We start from the raw sequence: 23745 nt of genomic DNA on the forward strand, positions 1-23745 counted from the left end.
TCAGACCAACGCTTACCTGGTGCCCGGAGATAAAATAAAGGTAATACAGAACTCGCCTGATAATAAATGGGTAAATATGGGTTACATCAATGTAAAGGGCACGCCCCTCATTGCATGGGTTATGGCTGATGCTTTGGCAAAATAAACCCTCAGAATTGTGGAGCAGTGGTATAAGGTGGCGAAGGATGAACCCCGTATCGGCTCTGTAATGAACCAGTATAACTACAAGCGGCTGCTCGATCAGATAAACAGGAATGATGAAAATTGTTACCCGGAACAAGAGTACCTCCAGGCGGTACATCTCCCGTCGTACCGCAACCACCAGTATCGCATTATCGCCAAACACCCCAGCGAATGGTACTACGGCAAGGATGACCCGCTGTGGAAAACCTACCTGAACAAACTGACGCATGATGCACCAGTGTGGAAAGCGTACCTGGAAAATTTTATCGACCAGATGAGCTGGATGAAATCGGTGGCGGGCATGGGGCCAACGCCGTGGCATATGCATCCGGTGGTGTTTTTGGATGCGCTCAAACCTTCGAATAATCAATGCTTTTGTTACAAACAAGGGATCGTTGTTCGCCCGTGCCAATCAGGTGCACAGAATGTAACTAAGAATGATTTTGAATTACTTGCAACTCAGCTGGGTGTTGAACGAGAAGTGTTAAGAGCAATTGCTGTTGCTGAAACGGGTGATAAGGTAGCGTTTAAGCAATATGTAAGTGGTGAAAATCACGCAACAATTCTCTATGAAAGACACTACATGAAAAGGTTGTCTCTCCAGTTGGGTATTAGCCCGGAAATAGCAAAAAGGATAGAATCATCCGAGCCGGAAATAATGCATGGTTGGGAGAAAGACTATCATTATGGTTCAGATAGTCAGCAATATAAACGATTGATAAGGGCTCGTGAAATTAACTGCGACGCTGCCAATAAGTCTTGTTCTTGGGGTAAATTCCAGGTTATGGGAGAGTATTATCACCACCTTTATGAATCAACTACAGAATTAGTCGACGCTCAAAACCATTGTGCACTGCAGCACTTGCAATACTTTAAGGTCTTTTTGATTAAGGAGAAAAAAATGCTTCAACCAATGAAAGATAAAGACTGGCTAACTATTGCTAATAAATATAACGGTTCAAAGCAGAAAGGATATAATGAAAAAATTAAAAATGCCTATAATAAACTTAAAAATGAATGGTGATATTATGAGGTATTATATAAAATTTATTTTTAGCGCATTACTGTATTTTATATCCGTCATTGCGTTTGCTGAAAATACTATTTTAGTGAACAAAATCAGCAATAGTGACGGAAGTGAATGGGTTGTAGAAAGAAAAGGTGATAATTACAATCTAAAATATGTTAATAAAAATGGCATGGTGTATAATAATAAAAGCATCATTACGTCTTATGTCGCGGATAATGATTTTTTTATAAGTTCTGACTCCTCAGAGAATATATTGGTTTCGATGCATTATCCACGAGATGTGTACATGTTTGAATTTTCATCTAGTGAAATACCTTATCTAATATCCGCCTGCAAACAAATAACATTGCCCTCTGTAAACAATCAACAAGCTGTAGAGCTATTAACGTTATGTTTCAAAAAAGACAGCATGAAAAAATTAAATCTATCCAATATTGATGCAGACCGTGTATTAGAACAGAATAATTTATTTCTTATGAGGAAGATCAAAACAACCATCGTAAGCGATAAGTCTTTCTTATATAATGAAAATAAAAAACATAAAACAAAAAAACCTTACCTGATAAAAGGTGATCAGGTCGAAATTTTGGATTACAGTGATTCATTCCTGAAGGTGAGTTATTCAACGGGTCCGAAAAAAATTATTGGTTGGATAAAATATAGCGATATTTTATAAATAAATTTTCAATGTATGTTTGCATACATTATTGAGATTAAAATCAAATCGAAATGCCGTCTGGCACGAAAAAATAATTTCATCTGGAAGGTGATTAATAAGGATGTGAGTAACCGGGCGGCGAACTCACATTGTGTGAGTAAAATAAGGTATTAAGCTAGTAAATATTTGCTAAAGCTATTTTCGACGTAGGGCAACAACTCGTTGATTCGGTTGTTGGACCAGGTGGGCAAGCACGTTAATCCATCCCGAAGCCAAATATCAGGATAGTGACCTTTAAGTTTGGCGTTTTCCCGCAAGCTCAGGATCGCGGCCATGCGTTACCCGGCACGTAGTGATCCGTTTTCCGGTCACGTATTCATCTTTAGGTTAGGGGCAACCGTCGCAACACCATCAAGCTACTTTGGTCCACGGCTAGGGTTTGTGCCTGCTGTCCAGGCGTTTAGAGCGAGGGTGCGTCGCCGTTCCTATAAAACAGCCTTGCCCTCGGTCCAGAATCGGAAAGTGTTACTGACGCCGGCGCAACTTGCCATGTTGCTTGAAAGTATCGACGGGCGACAACCTAGGGTTTGTTAACTCACTGTCTATGTTTTGAAAACCTTCAGCCCGGTAAAATACCCGGTGTATGAAAAATCGACATACCGTGAGAAAACTAAGCAGTCAGCCGCTGATGGAAGGGCTGAATAGTGAACAGTGAACAGTGGTTATATGGGGCTTACAGAGAGAAAAGCGGCTTATAGACGGTGTGAACAGGTATTTTTATGAAAAAAATAGTATGCATTTTTGCCATTATATCGGTGCCATATTCTTTTGCGGATGAATGCAATGTCGATGAAACATTAGTGGCATCATGTAATCTCCTGGGGAAAGTCCAACGTTCTGCTGTTTTTTGTGCAAAAAAAATAATTACAACACCATCAAATATACCTTTAAGCGAGGTGACAAACCAGAGCTTGAGGTTGAATTTAATCCAAAAAATAAATTGAAAAGATGGGTCGATCTTGGAACCTACAGCACTTATTTAGGTTTTAATAAAGGTCAGTATTCATACGTACTTATTGTTCCGGAGGAAAGGTCTAATGTTGTCGCCCTTCTTGAATTTAGCAAGAATGGCGAAAGAATAAGTACAAAAAGATGTGACTCCAACTCATTTGGTAAAAAGGACATTAAAAGCAACAGCATTGAGGATATGCCGGATGCAACCATAATTGATAATGGGTTTACATTTCCGTAGTTACATGAAAGAGAATGAAATCTTTCCTTGTATGCTTATTTTATAGTTGAGTTTATGACTAATTCAGTTGTTAGATTTAAATCACTAAAGGCTAAATTATGAATGTTAACTGTTTATTAAAAATTATTATTTTATTATCTATAACCCTTTCGCCAGTGGCAGTTTCAGATGTTATAATACGCTCACCATTTGGGACTAAATTAATTTTTTCCGAGAAAAAAAGTGGAAAAAATTATGATGCCGATGCATGGGGAAAGTTGTCATTTAAAGGTCACGGAGAGACTATCGACCTGGGCATAGACGGTCGTTATTTTACTGAGAGTGCGTCTTCTCACGTCTCTCCATCCGGAAAGTATTTAGTTGTAAACAGTATATCTGGTGGTTATTTGTATTCTGCTGATGGTACAAAAAAATATGTTGACAGAGCTTACTGTAGCGTAATTGATATGGAGAAGGGTTGTTATATAAGTGACTGGACTGGTGGGGCTTGTGGGTATGATTGGAGAGAAAATGAAGATATATTGGAAAATTCACCAGGATCTGATACATTTGATTTTCTCTCTTTTCGCCCAAGAATAAAACATGTGAAGGATAATCTTTCATCACTTTATACTGCTACAGTAAAAGTGTATTTGCGATGTGATGCACCAGATCAAACAAATATCAACACCTATCAGGAATTGATAAAAGTCAATAAAAAAGCAAAACCATTAACGACTAAGTATATTACCAAGTATTTAAGCAGTATTACCACAGAAAAAACAATTATCACCAAATCGTATTTATTTTCCTCGCCAGATAATAACAACCAGACCAAAGCTTACCTGGTGTCCGGAGATAAAATAAAGGTAATACAGAACTCGCCTGATAATAAATGGGTAAATATGGGTTACATCAATGCAAAGGGCACGCCCCTTATTGCATGGGTTATGGCTGATGCTTTGGCAAAATAAACCCTCAGGATATTTTATTGGTTCTTACACTAAGTTTATGGAGGCACAGATGTTGTAGATTATTCGAAAAGGCGACAAAACCACGCACGGTGGAACCACCCTGTTACGATTTAAAAACAATAAAAGTTATAAATTGCATATTATCCCAATATTGATAAAATCTAGTTAAATAATTGATTTTATTGATATAAAATTGGAAAACCCCAAGTTTAGTAATTTAGTTAGAAAGCCTTTATCTCGAAGCCCCCAAAAAGGCTCAGAATTTGTTAAGCAGGGTAAAGCTTACCTATTTTTACGCTGAATTTAGCATTGGTAAAACCGAATTTCGAGGAATCTTTAAACGCTATTTTAAAATTGCTATCGAGGTCAAACGAAGCCTAGCGTAAACTCATTTCCACTCCCTTCGGATTTGGTTTTCATAGAGAATCCCGTCAGTAGTTCTATTAGTCCATAGGCCAAACACATTATTATTACTACCGGCGAGATTATCTGCAAGGTAGCCGGACAAGGCTTGCCCGATTAACTCTGCCCGGGAGAGATGGCGAATTGCGGCCAGATTATCTAATTGCCGGAGATCTTTTTCAGGTAAATCGATCACGATGCGGGTCATCAGCATCCTCTTCCGGATGATTTTTCATGAAGATTATGCTCTATCACAATAGTGCTAGGTTCCACTCATTTCATTAACCTCACCAACGGCTGACAGATGATGGTATAGACAATACCTTCCATCATGTACTGATAAATAAAATATAATATCTAGGGATCTAAATAAGCTAATTAATGAAATCAGATTAAAATATAAAATTAAATGGTGAAGTTACTATATAATTATCTTCTGATTTTTAATTTACTAAAAAATATTATAAAATCGTCTGGTTTCGCTGAGTTGAAAAACCCAAAAGAGTTAACTATCAAAATATTTTACACTAAAATGAAGATTGAATAGAAGCAGGCAAGTATCTAAAAAAACAAGCCCCCGGGGGCATGCTTGCGCAGAGGTCGCACCGGGGGTCTACAAAAATAATATTAACCTTTCCCAGTTGTTTAGTCAACACAGCGGTATGGCATATAGAAGGAGCACAAATTGGCCAAAAAAAGGCTTCCCGAATTGAGTGCAGAAGGTTTGCAACAGATCATCTCTTGCTTTTCAAAACCTCGTTTGAGTAAATATTTTAAGGTGACAAATAATAATGAATTGAAATCATTAAAATTATATGTAATTAATACAAAGATTAGTTCTGCATTATTTTCAGATATTCATTATATTGAGATTACCCTTCGCAATAAATTTGACAAAGAACGCACTACTGGGTTTGGAGCAGAATGGTTTAAACAAGAGCGATTCTTAGCATTACTAAATCCTCTTTGTCAGAATATGTTAGTCAAAGCGCAGAATATTGCTATTCGGCAAAGTATAAAAGGAAGTGAGCTCCTTCCTGGAAAAGTGATTGCCGAGCTAACCTTTGGGTTCTGGTATTACTTAACCGTTTCTATGTTTGAACATTCACTATGGGTGCCCTATTTACATAAATCATTCCTACCTCGAAAGGCGCCCAAACGATCTGTATTTAATCAACAAATCGATAAAATACGGCAACTTCGCAATCGAATCGCTCACCATGAGCCTATATTTCATATGGATTTATTAGAACTTCAATTGAATATCCGCGAGGTCAGTAAATTACTCTGTCCCAACATTACAACCATTATGAACAAAACCAGCACAACAAAACGAGAAATAATGGCCTTACATAATTATCTTCGCCGTTGTTATGCGAAGTAATCGTTTGGTGAACCTGAACTGCCGCCAGGACCGCTGACACTCCTGCCTGTAGCGCTGCCTCCTCATTTTATTGGCATCAAGGATTGCTGTCGCAGCACGCCGCGGACTAAAATCAATTCGCTCGCAGGGCGCACTCCCATGCCAGCTGAGAGCATCATGACGGTGATGGACTAAGACCAATGAAAGCCGGATCCAGCCAATCTGAACGACTGGCGGAGCTGACAACAAAGGAGACTCATATTATGAGTGCGTCGCACAACGATTTATCCCAACAGAATGTGTACGATAATCCCGATTTTTTCGAAGGATATAAGACATTACGCCAGCAGGACTCCGGCCTGAACGGTGCGGTGGAGCTGCCCGCGATCCGCGCGTTACTGCCGGAACTGAGCCACTTGAACGTGCTCGATCTTGGTAGCGGGTTTGGCGATTTTGCACGTTACGCCCGGACCAAGGGCGCCGTCCAGGTTACAGGCATTGAGCTATCAACGCGTATGCTGGCTGAAGCCCAACGGCTGACTGATGATCCGGGCATTACCTTTCAGCATATTTCGATGGAAGATTTTGCTGCTGATGAAAATAGCTATGATCTGGTGGTGTCGTCATTAGCCTTGCATTACGTCGCAGATTATTCGGGGATATGCCACAAGGTTTATCATGCGCTAAAGCCCGACGGACATTTTATTTTCAGCGTTGAACATCCGGTTTGTACCGCCTGGCCGGTAGGTTGGATCACCACAAAAGCCGGCGAACATTGGCCGCTGGATAATTATCATGACCAGTCAATACGCCATACCCAGTGGTTTATCAACGACGTTATTAAATACCATCGCACAACAGAAAACTATGTGAATACCCTGCTGGATTGTGGTTTTACCCTACGCACATTGTCTGAGCCACAGCCGACAGAAGAAGCCTTGGCACAACGCCCCGAATTAATGAAACACTGCCGCCGACCACCATTTTTAATACTTAAAGCGCAAAAAATACCGGCCAGTCTATAACGTTACTTAATCGGTGCAATGTGAGTTCACCGTTCGGTTACCGCTGTCGCACCAGTCAGGTGGGCATTCGAATCCAATCGACATCCATTTGCATTTCACTTGATTCTGAGGTGAGGTGAGGTGAAGAGGTCTGCAACAGGATATTAGGATTATCAAAACGGCAGATTTAAGGAGAGAGTTTTCGCCTCCTCATAGCTTCACTGCGTCGCTAAAATCACAAACCTTCGTAATGTTCCGCGAGCTGAAGCAGCCTATCTGTTAAATTTGCGTCTGCATCAGGTGACGCAATGCTAGCAATCTTCCCCAGCTCGTCAACCAGTTGTTCTGGTGTTACAGGTTCCTCTGCCGCCGCTGGGTTAACTTTAAACTGATGCTGGAAACGCGCTCTGGGAAAAGACGTCAGATTGCGGTCAAATCCCATTGAGGAGAAATAAAAGCCTGGCACTGTCGGTTTGGTATCAATAAGATCGGCAATTCTATCAAGCCAATTACTGCTGGGACCAATTTTCTTTATCAGGAACCAGATAACCGCGATTGCACCAAATAGTTTCTCGGATTCATTCTGACTGATGTTTAACAGATTGAAGTATCCATTTCTCAACAATTTGAAAGAACGTGGATTTGGGCGATTGCAGAATCTTGAATGGTGTGCGCAGCGATTGCGCAAACCATTAATATTGATTAGCCAGTTATCAAGCACATCACGTTTATCAATACCAACTCGTGTACATATTATGTCGCGGTAGTCATCTTTCAGCATACTGTAAAATTTTGAAAGTAGGCCAAAATCCCACGCTTCCATGGCTACCCAGATTGGGATCGGTTTATTGTTAGCGAAATGGGAGGTAATGCTATCTTCATTACATTCTTTCAAAAGCTTTTGATGGCGAATCGTCCATTCATCAAAGTTTGGGCCTTTCTTCGAGGCATCAAAGGCATTGGCAGAAAATAATGATTTATTCTCATATGCGAGCGGACTTATTCTGCCCATTTCATGCGCGATAATGGTCCGAAAGTAGATTTCTATGCGTTCAATGGCACTCATGAACTCTTGGCGGAGCGCTTTATCAAAAAGATAAAAATCGAAGATAGCTTCAAAATACGTATTAGACTGGAACTGGTTATTATAGATTATCTGCCGCTGCGGAGATCTATTATAGGTTCTTGCAGAGTGCCAGTAGCCCGATAACCGGTAGTAACCCACTTGCGCAAGCTTCCTTTCACAACGATCGCGATTGGTGACATTCATACCGCGATCGACCAATTGTTGCATTAAATCGGGGTATTCAAGAAACGCTTTTACCGTGGGGGCCACGGCATTCGTAGTGGTAGGCTGAGGCTGGCTATCCATAGCAACTCTCTGAACAATAAGCAAAAAAAAAGGCCAAACCGTCACTGCAATAACTGCAACAGGAGGGGGTTTAGCGCTGTTGCCGAGGATTATAGGCACTCTGCAGACCGTGTCAATCTGAAAACAGAAAATTTTCACCTCCGGCAGGTGCAAACGTCCGCGCGCAAGATCGGTCTTCCGCAGTTTAACCTCATTTGATTACTAACATTCACCAAAAACGTATACCGCTCAAAATCGAACTTCCGATATACGGATCAGTATCCCGCATCATGCGATATACCAACAGATACTATCAGACATTATTGGGCCACAGCCAAGCCTATTCGGATGAGCTAATTATCCCAATTGCGTACCAGCTCGCAAAGAGCACACTGACGGCTAGAACTGACTCGTGCCTTTGCAAAAAAACCTTTTCTCGGACGGGCCGGTTGGTTATAGTTTCCGCGCTGTCGCAAAATCGACAGCCGGGCGTGGAAACCCGTGTTTAACTATGGCGACACAACACGCGCCAGGCGTGTTTTTTTATGTCGCAGTTCTGATCTGCCGTTTTTTTTGCGCAGCGTTATGTGTCCCGCTGCCGCAGTCTTACAATGGCGGCTCAGGCGGGGCTGACTTCGGTCAGGCCGGTTCACATAGTTACCGGTATTTCCACCCCCGTCTGGGCTACCACCCATAAGCGTGGAAACTTCGGTGGTAGCTGTTATCAGCTAACTATGGAGGCAGCCATCATGGCTACAACCCTCGCCCATTCTCATTCTGCATTTACCTTTATTTTTGCCGCCGTGCGCCGCAGTGTGCCCAATAGCCATAAGTGCATGGTGTACCCCAATGAAATCAATGTACTCGATGCCCGCCAAACGTCGGATCGGGGGTATGTACTGCCGTTTGTTGGTCGCCCGCCGGTCCAGGAGGTGGCATGAATACCCATAATCAATCCTGTATCCCGGTCGAATTGCGTATAGCACTTTATCGCCGTGCCGTGGCCTGCGCTTATCAAACCACCTGTGAGCAATACGGTATCCAACTGGCCTTAAGCCTGGACGCGCTCGAAGCCAAAATCGCCAACGAGGTGGAAGCCTTTCATGTGGAGGAATATGGCCTGGAAATGGGTGTGGAAGTCGCCTGCGCCATGCTGGGCGACATGGTCACACCGGATATCCTTGATACACCGCCGCGCTTGACCACCTTCGGGGAATGGGTCATGGACGACGTCTGCCGGCATCATCTAAAACCCGCCGGTATCAAGGCCACAGTACATTAATCATCACGGACGCGGGGGGCGATTAGGGTAAAACTCAGACATGGCGGCGGCGATCATAAGGATAGTAATCATATCTGCGGTCGCCGCTGCCTTTTATTGAGAGATCTTCTGCTGATGACAATAGCTATAATCTGGCGATGTCGTCACTGATTTGGCATTACATCGAAGATTATTTGTGGGTACGCTACAAGGTTAATCATGCGCTAGGGCTCGGCGGATAATTATTTTCAGCAAGTTACATCAGGTTTGTACCCCCTGACCAGTGGGATAGATCGCCACTGAGGCTGGCGAACATCGGCATTATCCATGGCTGTCCACCGTAAACGCTAGCGTGGCCTAAATGGGGTAATGGATCTATTAAATACGGTAACTCCAGCAAACACATCGAGAATGAACGCCACATACGCGAAGCCCTGCCAGGTGCTGATGTAGGTAAAATCTGCTACCCACAGCGGGTTCGGGCGTTCTGCCACGAATTGACGGTTTACCAAATCGCGTGGGGTCTCAGTGGCTTTGCTGCTGCGGGTGGTTCTGACACCTTTGCCACGTATTACCCCCTTTATCTTCAGCTTTTTCATCAGACGCACTGCTGTACATCTGGCCACGTGGCACCCTCCCCGTTTTAACTGTTGCCAGACTTTACGATACCCGTAAACACGGTAGTTTTCTCCGAAAACACGCCGTATTTCCGGCATAAGCTGGCCATCACTTTTGTCACGCTTACTGCGATGCTCAGGATGCTGCTGACGTTGTTGATGCCAGTAATATGTTGACGGGGCTATGTCCAGTTCATGACATATCGGCTCGACCCCATGCTTATCGCCAAGATTTTCCAGAAACGTGTATTTACTACATAGCGTCCACGTTACTGACCCAATTCACGCAGCAGCCTGGTGTTGATATACAGCTTTTCACGACCAACAGTCATTTCCTCCAGTACGCCAATATTTACTAACTGTTTGAGGTATGTTGATGCCGTTTGGCGTTTGGCCACACCTCGTTCAACAAGGTTATCGATCCGGCAATACGGCTGCGCAAAAAGCGCCTGGATAAGTTCATGGGTGTAGATTTTCGGCAGTTGCTCGCGCACATACGCTGTGGTTTCTGCCATCAATTCCCTGACAGCCGATATCTTATCAGTCGTCCACCGAGACGTGTTCCTCACTGCCTCTAACATAAATAAAATCCACGATTCCCAGTCACCCTCTTCTGTCACCCTGCGCAGTAATGTGTAGTAATCATCACGCCTCTCCAGGATGAAGCGGGACAAATACAGTATAGGCAGCGAAAGCAATCCAGTCTGAATCAGGTACAGGATATTCAGGATACGACCCGTTCGCCCGTTCCCGTCCGGGAACGGGTGGATACACTCAAACTGATAGTGTGCAATAGCCATTTTCACCAGCGGATCTAAATCATCATCACCGTGTATAAACCGCTCCCAGTTCGCCAGTAAGTTACGAATGGCGTCTCCACCCACCGGCGGCGTATATACCACGTTATTATTCTGATCACGCAATACTGTACCCGGCATTTTCCTGATATCGGTTTGCACGGCGCGTAATTTGGTGCAGATCGTTACCGCTGTGTTTGTGCACAGTGGATAGTCCCTAAGACGGGTATAGCCATCATAAAGCGCTGTACGATAGCGCAGCGCTTCTTTGGTGGCCGGATCTGCGCCATCTGCGTGGTCAGCATACTGAAAGAGCCGATCGCTGGTAGTTACGATGTTCTCAATGCGCGAAGAATCTTTCGCTTCCAGCATCGGAAGGATGCTTATCAGCAAGCCTTGATCGGGGATCAACTCACCAGCAGTTTTCAACTCTGCGATTGCTGCGCGCGCACTTATGCACGCTTTGAGTACACTGCGTGTTTCAACGCGCTCCAGTTCAGGCGGTAGTATCGGCAACTCGTTGTGAGGGGTTTCTGGATTCCAACTCATATGCTTATAAAAACCGTTTTCATCGACATATAGCCATAATATGTCGATGCTATAAACATGTCACACCATTATGTTTAAAAAGTCGCGTTTTATCGACACATAGCCAGAACGTGTCGATACCATAAGCCTATCCCTGCCACATGTTTAAAAAAGCACTTCATCGACACATGGCCGGGACATGCCGATATCTGGTAAGCGGCAATTATCTTGGCCGGTTTATCGCCGTGCCGTGGCCTGTGCTTATCAAACCACCTGTGAGCAATACGGTATCCAACTGGCCTTAAGTCTGGATGCGCTCGAAGCCAAAATCGCCAACGAGGTGGAAGCCTTTCATGTGGAGGAATATGGCCTGGAGATGGGTGTTGAAGTCGCCTGCGCCATGCTGGGCGACATGGTCACACCGGATATTCTTGATACACCACCGCGCTTGACCACCTTCGGGGAATGGGTCATGGACGACATCTGCCGGCATCATCTAAAACCCGCCGGCATTACGGGGCCACGATACATTAATTATCACGGACGCGGGGGGCGATTAGGGTAAAACTGAGACATGGCGGCGGCGATCATAAGGATAGTAATCATATCTACGGTCGGCGCTGCCGTTCATTAAGACATCTTTTGCAGATGGCAATAGCCATGATCGGATGATGTCGTCATTGGTATGGCATTACATCGAGGATTATTCGTGGGTATGTGCATCGAGGGAAAATCCACTCTATAACAATTTACGTGAAGTTCTTATCGTGACGCCGAATGATGACATCAATGTGGGGAAAAGGCGCTTAATGCTTCAATAAACCTAGCGACTTCAATCATTGCAAAATCTATCCACCGCCCCCTTCTTCCCATAAGGTTTATGTAACTCGTGTTTATTTTTCACCTGAGGATAACTATGATAATATCTTGGTTAACTTTTTAATGGTAAAAATAATATCGCCACTTAAATAATAACTTTCAATTTATTAGCAGAGTTAATTGGAGATCTATATGAATGCTTGTGTAAAATGTCAAAGCGAACATCTCATTAAGCTTAACGAAATGGAAGATATTTCATTCAAAAATGTAACCCTACCTGTCTATTCTGAGTTTAGCAGATGTGAAAGCTGTGGGGATGAATTTATTAATAAAGAACAAGGGTGTAGGAATGATTTAGCCTTCTTGGAAGCAAAGCAGAAGGCCGATGAGATGATGCCGCCTGATTTATAACCCTTGTCTCAGGGGGTAACCGCGTTAAGTGTATAGTTCTTAGTGACTGCTCCCTGCCGTGAATGAACTGACCCCATAAAGTGGGACGAGGGTTTAGGGTGGATCTCGCTAACCCGGCTAGTTTTTTGGTCACTCCATCACTTGGCCGCCTAACGCATCGGCCTTGAAAAAATAAGGCGCCAACCATCGGTGGTTTTAAATTTTTCGTCATCTTAAATACGTTCTGTTTTTGGACTTTATGACAAACTAAGCGCGGGAAAAAAAGTCAGTATTCGTTTTGTTACTCTCATTTTTATTTACAGGCTCAGTGTTTTATTTTTATTTATTCATGATTTTAACAATTTATCTGATTTGTGTTTTCCATAACTCGAGTTTTTCCAGCCAAAGGTTAAAACCTGGGCACTTTATACGGATGGTTTCTATCCCTATCTCCTCCGCAATGATCGGGCCATGTATCGTTTTGCTGTACGTTCCCGGCGCGAAGGATTTAAGAATGCGTTTCGACGGCGCAGTGGTCGGATGGTTATTAATATCCTCAGGCGTTGCGAACTGGTTGCTAATAGCCTCAAGAGTTTCCCTAACAGACTCATTCCATCCGTCCAAGACGTACTCAAATTTATCCACATCGGAAAATAGCAGTGCTTCGAATTCATGTAGCTGGACGTAAGATAGAATAAAGCGGGGTTCAATATTTACCTCGGCACTCAAACCGTCAGTAATTGCATTTTCGAGTTGCGCCGCAGTACGACCATTGGCATCTTGAAAACCATAAAAATCGACAAAGGTCGTAATACGATCAACCTCATGATATTGATGACGCATAAAATTGACCAGCCGCTGGACGGTGACGCGACCGCCACGATGATTGCCGGAGGGAGACTGTAATATTGTGGGATACAGATAAAATCGCTCATCGTTAAGATATGGGGCTACGCAGTTTAGAATAAACTCAACTTCCGTCTGGCCCTCACATACGACGCATACCCGCATCATAATGAAACCCCCACAGGCGTTTTCAACCAAATATCAGAAAGCAGATATTCGTCATCTAGCCATTGCTGATACTGTTCCCTCGGCAGGTTGTGCAGCGTCGTCGCGCCGTCTTCGGCGTTAGCGACTATGATATTTTCCAGTTCGAAGCAGTCAACCATGTATGGCGACTGGGTCGCGATAAATATCTGTCGATTTTGGGAGGCACGTTTCATCATTTCCGAAACGAGTGTAATGGCGTGCGGATGCAAGCCAAGTTCAGGCTCATCGAAAAACATAATATCTGGCAGACGATCATCAGACAGACTTAACAGCGTCAGCAGGCAGAACAGCCGTAAGGAGCCATCGGACGTAAGATGTGAGCCAAAAACCTTATCATTGAATTTACTTTTCCAGCGAAGCAAGACTTTTCCCGCGACGGGTTCAAGCACGAAGTCACTGAGCGTAGGGAATACACGTTGGATTTGGCGAACAATCATGCGATAACGCGGCAAATCATTTTCCTGTAAATCAAACAACACTGCGGCCAGATTTCCACCGTCAGAACGCAAACGCGCGGAATCAGAGATATCCCAACGCTGATGAATCGAGGCATTGGCCGACGTATCGTGGAACTGGTAGGTGTAGCACTGCTTTAGCATATGACAAATGGTCTTCGCTGTTTTGTTATCTTTATCCGGCAGCCCAGATTCTCTACCGATGTCGTTCAAATAACTCCAATTGGCTTCACCCGGCTTCTTAGTATCGGAATACCGGTATCCCTCTTTGGTTATCATGATGGTATCGCCTGCTGAAAGGTGCTCCATTTCAAAGCAATAGTCGTTATATCCTTTGTCGGTCTGGAGGCGAATTTCCGCTTTGATTTTCGGGGTAATACGGGAGCCCATAAAGAACTGATCATCGCCGCCGCCCTGACGAAGCACAAACTCTTGAAGCTTTTGCGAGCGCAACATCCATCCTAGCATCTCAAAGAAGCGGATAAAGCCGGATTTCCCCACGCCGTTTGCGCCAATCAGGACTGTAAGCGGAGGAAGCGCCAGCTTTTCAATATTTTTTAGGCTGCGAAACCCTTGGATTGAAATCTCAGCAATACTACCCTGAAGGCGTTTTCTGCTGTTTTGAGCATTCATCATGATCTCTCCGCCAGAAACGCGCGTTTCTGACTGTTGTTGAATACAATTTCACGGTTAGCCGTACTGTATCAAAACGCTGCCCGCGACTGTACCCCACATTTCAAAGACTGCGAAATCAAACCGTTCGGTGGGCCTGCAGAATGCTAAGGGTAAAAACCACCTATTTTTATGCCGACTTTAGCGCTGGTCAAGACAGGTTACGAGTTTTTTCAGCCCCAGTTTAAAATTGATTATTATTACTACCGGCACGATTATACGCAGGATAAACAAACAAGGCTTGCCTGATTAATTCTACCCGGGAGAGATAGAGAATAACGGGAAAATAGAAAAAACATGTATCTTTGCAAATACCATTTCGATTAAGACCATTATTACGGGCTGAAAAACACATCGTTATCATGACATAAATTAGCGACATATATATTTGTATTGAAATTAATAACATTCCATCTGGCAATTATAGTATATAAAATACCATAGATCAGTATGCTGTGCATCCAAAGTCGTACCACAATTAGCACAGGAATTAACCCTTAAGCGTAACCTGCTTATTATCACCAGCGCGTAATAATAGCCAATTGCTTTATTCCGTGCCCCGGCAAAAAAGCTTTTCTCGGACGAGCCGGTTGGTTATCGTTTCCGTGCGGTCGCAAAATCGACCGCCGGGCGTGAGAACCCGAGTGACTCAATGGAGGCCGCCATCATGGCGTACCTCTGTTTTTGCCCGCGTGCGCCACAGCGTGGCCAATAACCGCCCATGCGGGATTCGTGCCATCGCTGCCGGTGGACACGGCGGCGGCGCCAGCCAATCCATAGCTCGGGATCTTGTACTGTTATTTGCTGATCGCCTGCCGGTGCAGGAGGTGGCATGAATACCCATAATCAATCCTGTATCCCGGTCGAATTGCGTATAGCGCTTTATCGCCGTGCCGTGGCCTGCGCTTATCAAACCACCTGTGAGCAATACGGTATCCAACTGGCCTTAAGTCTGGATGCGCTGGAAGCCAAAATCGCCAACGAGGTGGAAGCCTTTCATGTGGAGGAATATGGCCTGGAGATGGGTGTTGAAGTCGCCTGCGCCATGCTGGGCGACATGGTCACACCGGATATTCTTGATACACCGCCGCGCTTGACCACCTTCGGGGAATGGGTCATGGACGACGTCTGCCGGCATCATCTAAAACCCGCCGGTATCAAGGCCACGATACATTAATCATACTGGGCGATAGGGGGCGATTAGGGTAATACTCAGACATGGCGGCGGCGATCATAAGGATAGTAATCATATCTGCGGTCGCCGCTGCCTTTTATTGAGAGATTTTCTGCTGATGACAATAGCTATAATCTGGCGATGTCGTCACTGATTTGGCATTACATCGAAGATTATTTGTGGGTATGCTACAAGGTTAATCATGCGCTAGAGCCCGGTGGATATTTTATTTTCAGCAAGTTACATCAGGTTTGAACCCCCTGACCAGTGGGATAGATCACCACTGAGGCTGGCTAACATAGGCATTCTCCATGGCCGTCCACCGTAAACGCTAGCATCGGAAGCGGTCAACCACGTTGACAGCTTCCGATGGATTAACCAGAGGGGAGCAGGTCAAGCATGCCATTCTTCAGCCTCAAGCATACTGTTGCTATAGGCCGTGGGGAGCTTGTGTTACCCGCCGGACTTTTGGGTCCAGCCTCTTGGTTGAGGCAGAAAATGCACAAGGTTTTGGGGAAGTCTACTTTGCAGACTTTCGGCACGTTACCATGCTCTTCGGCCAGATTCAGTAAACCTACTTTATGTTTAATGACAGGATTGTTAGGGAGAGGCACGAGAGTTACCTCGTGTTATGTAAAAGGATTCGACACCCTTATCAACAGGTAACTCTAAATTTTTCAAGCTGTTGTGTCAGATGTAGTCATGAAGAATACAGATTATGCGTATTTGACCGATTTTACTTGCTTTCTCGGTCCGACAATATCCATTTTTTTCTCTTTCTGACCCACTTTGGCGAGTTTATTGCCGTCAATAGTTGCCCAGAAATCTAAGGAGCGTTTCGCAGCAGCCATTGCTTTGTCAGAATCGATTCTTTTAGTTTGCTTGATCATTACGCCTCCTTTTTTTCTTTCTACCATTGCATGCAATTCTACATCAACTCTGTTCATTTAACAAACAGCCCCTATTAGCCATCGAGGTAACTTTTTACTCATCAAGATCAACACCATTCACCTTGATACGGATCATTTCCAGAATGTCCCGTACTTCAGCCGACATTTTATCGGGATCATTCCACACCGGTGCAAAGCCATACGACCTGTACCGTGATTGGGCATCAGAAATTGGGTCTTGAATGAAAACTTCTTCAAATTCAACAATATTGCAGAATGTTGTTGAGTATATTAGGGCAATAATCAGCACATTACCTGTCAGAGCTGTCTTTTCATCAGAGATAAAATTCTCCAACATGCAGATAGAGAACTGTTCACGCCGCTCATCATACTTGCAAATAATGACCGCATGTAACGAGCCCGGGTCATCATGATCAATAACCTTGAGGGAGATGTCTAGGATGCCATCGTCGGCGTTGCCTTTGTAACGATTCATCGCCCACGGCCAGTTGAGGATGCTGTGCTCGATGCCCTCTTCCAGCCGTTCTTTATCTGCTTCGCTTAGCACGCCAACCGAGATGTTATCCCATCCAAAACCTTCAATGGCTTGTTGAGTGGTGCTTAGACACCGGTCATGGATTTGCTGAATTGTTAAATCATCCACTTCGATCAGCCTTTCTAAGCTATGCCATCCTGCTTGGAATCATATAGCAGAAACGCTGATATGTTTATCAGTACCTTATTCAGGTTGAGGGAATGTTTGCCCTTCCCCGATGCATCAATTGATATCGATGTTGAACGGTAATCCTCCCACCATTGCACCATCAGCTTACGTTCCTCAATATGCTCTGCACTATGGATATACGCCGCCCGTACCCCGCTGCGCTCCTGGCGGCATGGTCCGCCGACCAGCGTTGATTGCTGGCATGCCAGTCGCGTGCCACCGTGGCAAAAGTATGCGCCGGCGCATTGGCCAGCTTTTCTTCTTTGCGTTTTTCGGCGGGATCGAGGCCGCAGGCATCGCTGATGTTTGTAGGATTTTTCGAGCAGTTTAGCGTTGTGGATGGCGCGATCCTATAAATACAATTAATTGAAATGGTTGATTTAAATTTTTCATTAATTTTTTATCGCCCCCCCTTTTCTGACCCATTCATGGTTTTTTGATGGGAATTACTGCGTAAAAAATAGACTCTCTGATTGCAAATTGATCCTACCCAGATTTGACGGACACGCTAAAGACCATGAATATACTGATTCGCACCACCGAGTTCGATACTTGGTTAAGACAGTTGAAAAATAGTGGTGATAAATCCACACAGAGCAGAGACATCAAACATGCCAAACAACTCCTCGCAACTCTGGAGAATAAAAAATGAAAGACCTCAACTTAGCACCATTCGATGCTGCTGATTATCTGGATAGCGAAGAGGTCATTGCTGAATATCTGAGTGCAGAACTGGAAGATCCTAATCCTGATGTTTTTTTGGCTGCGTTGAAAGATGTTATCAAAGCCAAAGGAATGACTAATGTTGCTCGTGAAGCCGGAATCGGGCGCGAAAGTCTGTATAAAACACTGACTCCTGGATCACATCCACGTTATGAGACGATCAGCAAACTGCTAACGGTCATGGGTGTAAAATTACTGGTGGCGTCAATTTGACCCGCCCCCTGTATCAGAGAGAGCCTGTACCAGATTTTGGATAAACGCCTTTTCCCAGAAGTGACCGTCCAGGCGGTCACCGAACTCGATAATAAAGCGGCTCATCGCCATTCGCCAGTCCCTCAGCGGCATCGTCCATTTTTGTGATGCTACCTGGATCGCCAGCCACACCACCTTTTTCACTGAGTCGTCTGCCGGGAACACCTTACGCTTTTTGATCGCCTGGCGGAACACGCTGTTCAGCGACTCGATGGCGTTGGTGGTATTGATGCCCAGGGCCAGGAACACAGATTTGTTGATGACGCGGCGATCTCGCCGGTGGTTACTGTCTTTGCCGAGTAGCCGTTACGCGCATTGATTGGAGTCGGCTCTGGGCTGATTTTTATCGTCACCGAGGTGGTGGGTCATTTCGGCGTTAAGCGCCGCCTCGACACTGTTTTTTTTAAAAAGCGATCAAACGGGTTAAGATCCTCAGGGGTTTTGAGATTTTTGGCCAGTTCGTTAGCCAGCGCCTGCAACTGTTTTTCGTCCATAAATTAACCTGCCTTTGATGTTGGATTGAAGATATCAAAATCAGGCAAATACACAAATTTCTAAATAGGCTCAGCGATAAAGGTCTTCCCTGTTCATCCGCAATCCATTCTGGGAGGTATTGCAGCCTATCTTCGCCTCTGACCTTTTCCCAGAATCCAACCTGGATCCCATTCATCCATATCGCTAAACGCTGTTGTGTACGACGCATATCCTCACCATTTTTCCCGTCGGGTTGGGGAATCTATTGGCTTTTCTGCCCCTTCCATTGTTGAAGATGACGCACAGAAGAGCCCGCTTGGTCCAGAAGCGAGCACCACGTCAACCCCCAGTACAGTTAGCACCTTAAACAAACGCCCCATACTGGCGCTTCCAGGATTTGCTTCCAGACGGGCATAGGTTTGCTGTGTTACACCTAACCTTTCAGACACGTCTTTTTGCGTCAGCCCATTAGCTTTGCGAAAGCCAATCAGCAGTGGACGCAACTGACTCAAGGTTTTCAACGGATAAACAGTATTCATAAAGCACTTACCATTGTTTTAGATGCTTATACATACTATAGGCTGTTTTTACAAAATACATCCTATAAGCTGTAAATACAAGATACATCAAATAAGCTGTAAAACAATAAAACAGCTTATAGGCTGTAAAAACGCAGTAATTTAATAAATTTGATCACTGCTTAAAAAACAGTAATTGCTTCATAGAAGGGTAAGCGTCCACCTCGGACCGTTTGTCAAAAATTGATATGAACAGATAACGTAGATGCCCATCTATCAACAGACGGACATCTATGATAGTCATCTGAATAGGAAACCAGCACACAATCATGGCCGTGCTGGCACTGTGCGCGCGAGAAGATATCTGCGGCGATAAAGGAGCCTGCGATATGTCCGATGTGTAAATCGCCGTTTGGCGTGGCCGGGGTGATAGTAACAAGAAAACAGCTCATAATGTGTCTCCTATATCAGCATGTTCTTTCAGAAAAACTTGGGTGGTATTTTCATCCCACCAAATCACATAAAAATGAAAGTCCTCTTCCGTATCATTAATAACATAATGATCGGTATGTTTAGGAATAGCGGCAATATCCCCCGTTATGAAAGGATATATTTCATCGCCAATCTTTAATTTTGCATTTCCTTTAATGCCTACGAAAAATTCCTGATCAATCTGGGTATGTGGCATCGATTGGGTATGAGGACGAACGACACACCACCCGGCGCCTACGGGTGTCGGGTATCCCGGCCACGGTAAAAGTCGGGAACTGTCAAGATCGTATTCATGAACAAGTTTATCCCATTGCATGGGACGGAATATCTGAAAGCCAGCCATACCTTTTCCTCTCTGTTGTTTCTGAAATAATCAGAGAAAATTAGCGGAATTAATTAGATTCAACTGCGTTATCAGATTTAATTAAAAGCATGGCATTAGCAAATGATCATAACTTAACTATAATTTAGATAAACTTAACTATAAACCAAAAAAAACGCCCATGAGGGCGTCGTGAATGCACGAAAAGAGCATCCGATATCATCATACCGGATATTCATTTTTTTCAGCGGCAGCGGTGGAAACAATCCAGTCCCGGAAGCGTCGGCTCATCCGCTGCAGAACGGCTGATTCGTCGTAAACAAGGTAGTAGGCAATCGGGGATTCGACCGCAACACGCAGCGGATTAACCAGGCTGCCGTTTTCAATCTCTTCGCTGACCAGTGCCCCGCGAAGCAGCGCGATACCTTTCCCGGCCAACGCCGCTTCTATCACGCCGTTTGAGTCCACAAAAACCGGCCCTTTATCCGTATTGGCATTATTTATCCCCACTGCGCGGAACCACAAAGCCCAGTCCATCCGATGCTCGTCATGCAGGAGCGTGAAACGGGTGATATCCAGCGGAGAGGACAATGCTTTTTCCGGCGGTATCAGCTGAGGACTGCATACCGGGCGCAAGCGATCATTAAGCAAACAGTCAGATTCCAGACCCGGATAGCGCCCCGAGCCATGCCGGACAGCGAAATCAATGCCCTCAGACAGCAGATCAACCTGTCGATTGGTCGTGCTGATCTGTGTTTCCACACCCGGGTTCATTTTTTCAAAAGCCGGCAGTCGCGGCAGTAACCACTGTATGGCAAACCCGCTTGTGCAACTGAGGGTGATCTTATTGGGTTTCCCGTCATCCATCAGACGCTGTGTCGCTTCGGCTATCTGATTGAATGCCGGTCGGATGGCACGCAGGTAGATACGCCCCTCCGTGGTTAACTCCAGATATCGAGGACTGCGCAGAAAAAGCCGGACCTTCACCATCTCCTCGAGCTTGGTAATTTGTTGGCTGACCGCACTGGATGTTACGCACAAATCTTCAGCCGCTTTTTTCATACTCAAGTGCCTGGCAACGGCTTCAAAACACATAAGGGCATGTAAAGGTGGAAGTTTCATAAGCTTACAGTTCTATGGTTTAGAAAATCTTAATCGTAAAAGAAATACTTGTTTGTCTTCTATGTATTCCCGGTTTAAAAGTCATTATGACTGTCAAGCTCAGTTAAACCAGCGTTGTTTATACAGTATATCGTTCATCATAAAAAGGGGCTATATTATGCGTACTGCGGACTACATAAGATTACTTCTTCTCGCGGCAATATGGGGAGCCAGTTTTCTCTTTATGAGGATAGCGGCACCGGCGTTCGGCGCAATTAACACCGCATTTTTAAGAGTATTTTTTGGTTTTATTGGTCTTGTCGTTATTCTCTTCATACTGAGATCCTCATTTCGTTTTGAAGGTAAATTTAAATCGTCATTGATGCTGGGCATTATTAATTCCGGGTTGCCATTTTTTATGTACTGTCTGGCGGCCAAGTGGTTACCGGCGGGTTATTCCGCCATACTGAATGCCACCACGCCGCTGATGGGGGCGTTAATTGGTTTTGCTTTCTTTAACGAAAAACTAACGGCGCGAAAATGGGGCGGTGTGGTGCTGGGCCTTGTCGGTATTATGGTGATCACCACCATCGGAGAAGTGAATTCTGCCAGCGGTATGATTGCCGGTGTTATCGCCTGCCTGGTGGCGACGGGATGCTATGGGGTGGCCGGTTTTCTGACCCGCCGTTGGATATCTGAGCGCGGCGGACTTGATCCTAAAATGGTGGCCTTTGGCAGTCAGATCGGCGCAACTCTGATCTTGTTGCCTTTTTTTGGTTGGTCGATCGCAACCGCCCCTGCAATCAATTGGTACCAGGGTGAAGTATGGGTGAGTATCCTTGCCGTCGGATTTATCTGTACGGCGTTGGCCTACATCCTTTATTTCCGGCTGATCGCCGATATTGGCCCGCTGCGTTCCCTAACGGTGACTTTTCTGATCCCACCTTTCGGTGTGCTCTGGGGTTATCTTGCCCTGGGTGAAACGATCACAGAAGGTTTTATCGTCGGTGCAGTGGTTGTGTGTGTCGCTGTATGGATGGTGGTCAGTCCGGAAAAAGCACCCAGGGCAGTGAAGAGTGAAGCCGTAAAAATAAAATAAGTCACTGCAGTCGTTCGGTGTGTTGCGGTTAAAAAAGACGAATTTTGAATGAATTACAATATTCCGCTGTCATCGTTACGGACTTTTATCGAAGTGAGTCGGCTGGGAAGCATGAAGTTGACTGCTGAAAAAATGTGTATCACTACGGGTGCCGTCAGCCAGCAAATCCGACAGTTGGAAGAACATCTGGGAAATAAACTGTTTTCCCGGATAGGGAAAAAACTCATGTTGAGCTTGCCTGGCACTAATTATCAATACCGATCGAATTGTCCGCCCCCCATGGGTCATAATTACATTGGTAGTAACACAAAAGTCGCTGGCGATATCTGGACTCAATGCTTGGCCTGCACTCCACGGAGCCAACTATCCCAGTTGATCTATCTAGGGACGCGTGACCTCATCTACCCCCATTGTGCCACAGCCCGGCTATTCGGATGGGCTAATTATCCCAATTGCGTGCCAGCTCGCAAAGAGCACACTGACGGCTAGAACTGACTCGTGCCTTTGCAAAAAAACCTTTTCTCGCACGAGCCGGTTGGTTATAGTTTCCGCGCTGTCGCAAAATCGACAGCCGGGCGTGGAAACCCGAGTTCAATCTTGGCGACAAAACACGCGCCTCGCGTGTTTTTTTATGTCGCAGCTCTGATCTGCCGTTTTTTTGCGCAGCGTTATGTGTCGCGCTGCCGCAGTCTTACAATGGTGGCTCAGGCGGGGCTGACTTCGGTCAGGCCGGTTCCCAAGGTTGCCGGTATTTCCACCTCCGTCTGGGCTACCACCCATAAGCGTGGAAACTTCGGTGGTAGCTGTTATCAGCTAACTATGGAGGCAGCCATCATGGCTACAACCCTCGCCCATTCTCATTCTGCTTTTACCTTTATTTTTGCCGCCGTGCGCCGCAGTGTGCCCAATAGCCATAGGTGCATGGTGTACCCCATTGAAATCCATATACTCGACGCCCGCCAAACGTTGGATCGGGGGTATGTACTGCCGTTTGTTGGTCGCCCGCCGATCCAGGAGGTGGCATGAATACCCATAATCAATCCTGTATCCCGGTCGAATTGCGTATTGCGCTCTATCGCCGCGCCGTAGCCTGCGCTTATCAAACCACCGTAAGCGCCCTTAAATCGGCATCTTTTTTTCAGTGATTAACTGCGCCACACTGCCGCTGTCTACCCTAAACACCGAGGT

The 23745-nt window shown here is 45.1% G+C and carries 31 protein-coding genes and 5 pseudogenes; 19 read left to right on the top strand and 17 right to left on the bottom strand.

Annotation, left to right across the window (positions count from 1 at the left end):
• Positions 1–175: 175 nt before the first annotated feature.
• Complete coding sequence (locus SJI19_RS23125) at positions 176–1207, top strand: N-acetylmuramidase domain-containing protein (protein ID WP_323480607.1); 1032 nt, start codon at positions 176–178, stop codon at positions 1205–1207.
• Entirely contained in the window at positions 1161–1889 is a 729-nt protein-coding gene (locus tag SJI19_RS23130; protein WP_323480608.1) for a hypothetical protein, read from the top strand. The genes SJI19_RS23125 and SJI19_RS23130 overlap by 47 nt, the downstream gene beginning before the upstream one ends.
• 152 nt (positions 1890–2041) lie before the next feature.
• On the opposite strand, the gene SJI19_RS23135 is transcribed toward SJI19_RS23130, so the two are convergent.
• Positions 2042–2206 (bottom strand): transposase domain-containing protein, encoded by a 165-nt coding sequence (locus SJI19_RS23135; RefSeq protein WP_416347590.1) that lies wholly within the window; start codon positions 2204–2206, stop codon positions 2042–2044.
• A 572-nt stretch (positions 2207–2778) separates the two neighbouring features.
• On the opposite strand from SJI19_RS23135, the gene SJI19_RS23140 reads away from it, so the two are divergent.
• Both SJI19_RS23140 and SJI19_RS23145 read left to right on the top strand, forming a co-directional pair.
• Positions 2779–3123, top strand: coding sequence for a hypothetical protein (locus SJI19_RS23140; RefSeq protein WP_323480609.1), 345 nt, complete (start codon positions 2779–2781; stop codon positions 3121–3123).
• 98 nt (positions 3124–3221) lie between these two features.
• Positions 3222–4076 (top strand): hypothetical protein, encoded by an 855-nt coding sequence (locus SJI19_RS23145; RefSeq protein WP_323480610.1) that lies wholly within the window; start codon positions 3222–3224, stop codon positions 4074–4076.
• Between the two features lie 388 nt (positions 4077–4464).
• Here the strand turns inward: SJI19_RS23145 and SJI19_RS23150 are convergent, their stop codons facing one another.
• A complete protein-coding gene (locus SJI19_RS23150) occupies positions 4465–4686 on the bottom strand; it encodes a ribbon-helix-helix domain-containing protein (RefSeq protein WP_323480611.1) in 222 nt (73 codons plus the stop codon).
• Between the two features lie 477 nt (positions 4687–5163).
• Between SJI19_RS23150 and SJI19_RS23155 the strand changes: the two genes are divergently transcribed.
• On the top strand, positions 5164–5862 hold the full coding sequence (locus tag SJI19_RS23155) for an Abi family protein (RefSeq protein ID WP_323480612.1): 699 nt from the start codon (positions 5164–5166) through the stop codon (positions 5860–5862).
• A gap of 242 nt (positions 5863–6104) precedes the next feature.
• Complete coding sequence (locus tag SJI19_RS23160; protein WP_323480613.1) at positions 6105–6866, top strand: class I SAM-dependent methyltransferase; 762 nt, start codon at positions 6105–6107, stop codon at positions 6864–6866.
• Positions 6867–7080: 214 nt separating this feature from the next.
• On the opposite strand, the gene SJI19_RS23165 is transcribed toward SJI19_RS23160, so the two are convergent.
• The gene (locus tag SJI19_RS23165; RefSeq protein ID WP_323480614.1) at positions 7081–8217 is read right to left on the bottom strand and encodes an Abi family protein; all 1137 of its coding nucleotides are present in this window, start codon (positions 8215–8217) and stop codon (positions 7081–7083) included.
• 590 nt (positions 8218–8807) lie between these two features.
• Here SJI19_RS23165 and SJI19_RS23170 point away from each other — a divergent pair.
• From SJI19_RS23170 to SJI19_RS23180, 3 genes and pseudogenes are all read left to right on the top strand, one after another.
• Positions 8808–8921, top strand: a pseudogene (locus tag SJI19_RS23170) (ash family protein); the annotation flags it as partial.
• Between the two features lie 24 nt (positions 8922–8945).
• Positions 8946–9137, top strand: coding sequence for a host cell division inhibitor Icd-like protein (locus SJI19_RS23175; RefSeq protein WP_323480633.1), 192 nt, complete (start codon positions 8946–8948; stop codon positions 9135–9137).
• Positions 9134–9478 carry a DUF5375 family protein gene (locus SJI19_RS23180; protein ID WP_323480615.1) on the top strand — a complete coding sequence of 115 codons (345 nt, stop codon included), beginning with the start codon at positions 9134–9136 and terminating at the stop codon, positions 9476–9478. Before SJI19_RS23175 ends, SJI19_RS23180 begins: the two co-directional genes overlap by 4 nt.
• Before the next feature lie 362 nt (positions 9479–9840).
• Here SJI19_RS23180 and SJI19_RS23185 read toward each other — a convergent pair.
• Positions 9841–10314 (bottom strand): annotated as a pseudogene (locus SJI19_RS23185) (IS3 family transposase); the annotation flags it as partial.
• Between the two features lie 29 nt (positions 10315–10343).
• A complete protein-coding gene (fic, locus tag SJI19_RS23190; protein ID WP_323480616.1) occupies positions 10344–11420 on the bottom strand; it encodes a protein adenylyltransferase Fic in 1077 nt (358 codons plus the stop codon).
• A 178-nt stretch (positions 11421–11598) separates the two neighbouring features.
• On the opposite strand from fic, the gene SJI19_RS23195 reads away from it, so the two are divergent.
• Together SJI19_RS23195 and SJI19_RS23200 are read left to right on the top strand one after the other, a co-directional pair.
• Positions 11599–11964 (top strand): DUF5375 family protein, encoded by a 366-nt coding sequence (locus SJI19_RS23195; protein ID WP_323480617.1) that lies wholly within the window; start codon positions 11599–11601, stop codon positions 11962–11964.
• 446 nt (positions 11965–12410) lie between these two features.
• Positions 12411–12629: a hypothetical protein gene (locus SJI19_RS23200; protein WP_323480618.1), complete on the top strand. Its 219-nt coding sequence runs from the start codon at positions 12411–12413 to the stop codon at positions 12627–12629.
• 342 nt (positions 12630–12971) lie between these two features.
• Here SJI19_RS23200 and SJI19_RS23205 read toward each other — a convergent pair whose 3' ends face one another.
• Complete coding sequence (locus tag SJI19_RS23205; protein ID WP_323480619.1) at positions 12972–13622, bottom strand: DUF4276 family protein; 651 nt, start codon at positions 13620–13622, stop codon at positions 12972–12974.
• Positions 13619–14752: an AAA family ATPase gene (locus SJI19_RS23210; RefSeq protein ID WP_323480620.1), complete on the bottom strand. Its 1134-nt coding sequence runs from the start codon at positions 14750–14752 to the stop codon at positions 13619–13621. Before SJI19_RS23210 ends, SJI19_RS23205 begins: the two co-directional genes overlap by 4 nt.
• A gap of 680 nt (positions 14753–15432) precedes the next feature.
• Between SJI19_RS23210 and SJI19_RS23215 the strand changes: the two genes are divergently transcribed.
• Complete coding sequence (locus SJI19_RS23215; protein ID WP_323480621.1) at positions 15433–15624, top strand: host cell division inhibitor Icd-like protein; 192 nt, start codon at positions 15433–15435, stop codon at positions 15622–15624.
• Positions 15621–15965, top strand: a complete 345-nt coding sequence (locus tag SJI19_RS23220) for a DUF5375 family protein (protein ID WP_323480622.1) — start codon at positions 15621–15623, stop codon at positions 15963–15965. Before SJI19_RS23215 ends, SJI19_RS23220 begins: the two co-directional genes overlap by 4 nt.
• Positions 15966–16678: 713 nt before the next feature.
• On the opposite strand, the gene SJI19_RS23225 is transcribed toward SJI19_RS23220, so the two are convergent.
• The 3 genes and pseudogenes from SJI19_RS23225 to SJI19_RS23235 all read right to left on the bottom strand — a co-directional run.
• Positions 16679–16909, bottom strand: coding sequence for a hypothetical protein (locus SJI19_RS23225; protein WP_323480623.1), 231 nt, complete (start codon positions 16907–16909; stop codon positions 16679–16681).
• A gap of 37 nt (positions 16910–16946) precedes the next feature.
• Positions 16947–17516 carry a hypothetical protein gene (locus tag SJI19_RS23230; RefSeq protein WP_323480624.1) on the bottom strand — a complete coding sequence of 190 codons (570 nt, stop codon included), beginning with the start codon at positions 17514–17516 and terminating at the stop codon, positions 16947–16949.
• 14 nt (positions 17517–17530) lie between these two features.
• A pseudogene (locus SJI19_RS23235) lies at positions 17531–17740 on the bottom strand (hypothetical protein); the annotation flags it as partial.
• 57 nt (positions 17741–17797) lie between these two features.
• On the opposite strand from SJI19_RS23235, the gene SJI19_RS23240 reads away from it, so the two are divergent.
• Entirely contained in the window at positions 17798–17932 is a 135-nt protein-coding gene (locus SJI19_RS23240; RefSeq protein ID WP_323480625.1) for a hypothetical protein, read from the top strand.
• A 292-nt stretch (positions 17933–18224) separates the two neighbouring features.
• The gene (locus SJI19_RS23245; RefSeq protein ID WP_323480626.1) at positions 18225–18512 is read left to right on the top strand and encodes an addiction module antidote protein; all 288 of its coding nucleotides are present in this window, start codon (positions 18225–18227) and stop codon (positions 18510–18512) included.
• A 57-nt stretch (positions 18513–18569) separates the two neighbouring features.
• On the opposite strand, the pseudogene SJI19_RS24910 reads toward SJI19_RS23245, so the two are convergent.
• The 7 genes and pseudogenes from SJI19_RS24910 to gcvA all read right to left on the bottom strand — a co-directional run.
• Positions 18570–18782: pseudogene (locus SJI19_RS24910) on the bottom strand (transposase); the annotation flags it as partial.
• A gap of 134 nt (positions 18783–18916) precedes the next feature.
• A complete protein-coding gene (locus tag SJI19_RS24915) occupies positions 18917–19045 on the bottom strand; it encodes a hypothetical protein (protein WP_416347593.1) in 129 nt (42 codons plus the stop codon).
• A 65-nt stretch (positions 19046–19110) separates the two neighbouring features.
• Positions 19111–19254, bottom strand: a pseudogene (locus SJI19_RS23255) (type II toxin-antitoxin system HipA family toxin); the annotation flags it as partial.
• A 4-nt stretch (positions 19255–19258) separates the two neighbouring features.
• Entirely contained in the window at positions 19259–19564 is a 306-nt protein-coding gene (locus SJI19_RS23260) for a helix-turn-helix transcriptional regulator (RefSeq protein WP_323480627.1), read from the bottom strand.
• A 215-nt stretch (positions 19565–19779) separates the two neighbouring features.
• Positions 19780–19995, bottom strand: a complete 216-nt coding sequence (locus tag SJI19_RS24920) for a class I tRNA ligase family protein (RefSeq protein WP_416347591.1) — start codon at positions 19993–19995, stop codon at positions 19780–19782.
• A complete protein-coding gene (locus SJI19_RS23265; protein ID WP_323480628.1) occupies positions 19992–20378 on the bottom strand; it encodes a cupin domain-containing protein in 387 nt (128 codons plus the stop codon). The genes SJI19_RS24920 and SJI19_RS23265 overlap by 4 nt, the downstream gene beginning before the upstream one ends.
• Positions 20379–20579: 201 nt before the next feature.
• Complete coding sequence (gene gcvA, locus SJI19_RS23270) at positions 20580–21479, bottom strand: transcriptional regulator GcvA (RefSeq protein ID WP_323480629.1); 900 nt, start codon at positions 21477–21479, stop codon at positions 20580–20582.
• Positions 21480–21636: 157 nt separating this feature from the next.
• Between gcvA and SJI19_RS23275 the strand changes: the two genes are divergently transcribed.
• From SJI19_RS23275 to SJI19_RS23285, 4 genes are read left to right on the top strand one after another with little or no spacing between them, the layout of a single operon-like run.
• The gene (locus tag SJI19_RS23275; RefSeq protein WP_323480630.1) at positions 21637–22557 is read left to right on the top strand and encodes a DMT family transporter; all 921 of its coding nucleotides are present in this window, start codon (positions 21637–21639) and stop codon (positions 22555–22557) included.
• Between the two features lie 48 nt (positions 22558–22605).
• Complete coding sequence (locus tag SJI19_RS24925; RefSeq protein WP_416347592.1) at positions 22606–23046, top strand: LysR family transcriptional regulator; 441 nt, start codon at positions 22606–22608, stop codon at positions 23044–23046.
• A 9-nt stretch (positions 23047–23055) separates the two neighbouring features.
• On the top strand, positions 23056–23583 hold the full coding sequence (locus SJI19_RS23280) for an ash family protein (protein ID WP_323480631.1): 528 nt from the start codon (positions 23056–23058) through the stop codon (positions 23581–23583).
• Complete coding sequence (locus tag SJI19_RS23285; protein WP_323480632.1) at positions 23580–23702, top strand: hypothetical protein; 123 nt, start codon at positions 23580–23582, stop codon at positions 23700–23702. Before SJI19_RS23280 ends, SJI19_RS23285 begins: the two co-directional genes overlap by 4 nt.
• Positions 23703–23745: the final 43 nt, after the last annotated feature.

Origin of the sequence: Acerihabitans sp. TG2 (assembly GCF_035013185.1) — a bacterium.
Lineage (GTDB): Bacteria > Pseudomonadota > Gammaproteobacteria > Enterobacterales > Enterobacteriaceae > Acerihabitans.

Coding starts and splice junctions, on each gene's coding strand:
- SJI19_RS23130 (WP_323480608.1), top strand. CDS start 1,161: ATGAAAAAATTAAAAATGCCTATAATAAACTTAAAAATGAATGGTGAT.
- SJI19_RS23135 (WP_416347590.1), bottom strand. CDS start 2,206: ATGGCCGCGATCCTGAGCTTGCGGGAAAACGCCAAACTTAAAGGTCAC.
- SJI19_RS23145 (WP_323480610.1), top strand. CDS start 3,222: ATGAATGTTAACTGTTTATTAAAAATTATTATTTTATTATCTATAACC.
- SJI19_RS23150 (WP_323480611.1), bottom strand. CDS start 4,686: ATGACCCGCATCGTGATCGATTTACCTGAAAAAGATCTCCGGCAATTA.
- SJI19_RS23160 (WP_323480613.1), top strand. CDS start 6,105: ATGAGTGCGTCGCACAACGATTTATCCCAACAGAATGTGTACGATAAT.
- SJI19_RS23165 (WP_323480614.1), bottom strand. CDS start 8,217: ATGGATAGCCAGCCTCAGCCTACCACTACGAATGCCGTGGCCCCCACG.
- SJI19_RS23175 (WP_323480633.1), top strand. CDS start 8,946: ATGGCTACAACCCTCGCCCATTCTCATTCTGCATTTACCTTTATTTTT.
- SJI19_RS23180 (WP_323480615.1), top strand. CDS start 9,134: ATGAATACCCATAATCAATCCTGTATCCCGGTCGAATTGCGTATAGCA.
- fic (WP_323480616.1), bottom strand. CDS start 11,420: ATGAGTTGGAATCCAGAAACCCCTCACAACGAGTTGCCGATACTACCG.
- SJI19_RS23195 (WP_323480617.1), top strand. CDS start 11,599: ATGCCGATATCTGGTAAGCGGCAATTATCTTGGCCGGTTTATCGCCGT.
- SJI19_RS23200 (WP_323480618.1), top strand. CDS start 12,411: ATGAATGCTTGTGTAAAATGTCAAAGCGAACATCTCATTAAGCTTAAC.
- SJI19_RS23205 (WP_323480619.1), bottom strand. CDS start 13,622: ATGATGCGGGTATGCGTCGTATGTGAGGGCCAGACGGAAGTTGAGTTT.
- SJI19_RS23210 (WP_323480620.1), bottom strand. CDS start 14,752: ATGATGAATGCTCAAAACAGCAGAAAACGCCTTCAGGGTAGTATTGCT.
- SJI19_RS23220 (WP_323480622.1), top strand. CDS start 15,621: ATGAATACCCATAATCAATCCTGTATCCCGGTCGAATTGCGTATAGCG.
- SJI19_RS23225 (WP_323480623.1), bottom strand. CDS start 16,909: ATGAACAGAGTTGATGTAGAATTGCATGCAATGGTAGAAAGAAAAAAA.
- SJI19_RS23245 (WP_323480626.1), top strand. CDS start 18,225: ATGAAAGACCTCAACTTAGCACCATTCGATGCTGCTGATTATCTGGAT.
- SJI19_RS24915 (WP_416347593.1), bottom strand. CDS start 19,045: ATGGACGAAAAACAGTTGCAGGCGCTGGCTAACGAACTGGCCAAAAAT.
- SJI19_RS23260 (WP_323480627.1), bottom strand. CDS start 19,564: ATGAATACTGTTTATCCGTTGAAAACCTTGAGTCAGTTGCGTCCACTG.
- SJI19_RS24920 (WP_416347591.1), bottom strand. CDS start 19,995: ATGAGCTGTTTTCTTGTTACTATCACCCCGGCCACGCCAAACGGCGAT.
- SJI19_RS23265 (WP_323480628.1), bottom strand. CDS start 20,378: ATGGCTGGCTTTCAGATATTCCGTCCCATGCAATGGGATAAACTTGTT.
- gcvA (WP_323480629.1), bottom strand. CDS start 21,479: ATGAAACTTCCACCTTTACATGCCCTTATGTGTTTTGAAGCCGTTGCC.
- SJI19_RS23275 (WP_323480630.1), top strand. CDS start 21,637: ATGCGTACTGCGGACTACATAAGATTACTTCTTCTCGCGGCAATATGG.
- SJI19_RS24925 (WP_416347592.1), top strand. CDS start 22,606: ATGAATTACAATATTCCGCTGTCATCGTTACGGACTTTTATCGAAGTG.
- SJI19_RS23285 (WP_323480632.1), top strand. CDS start 23,580: ATGAATACCCATAATCAATCCTGTATCCCGGTCGAATTGCGTATTGCG.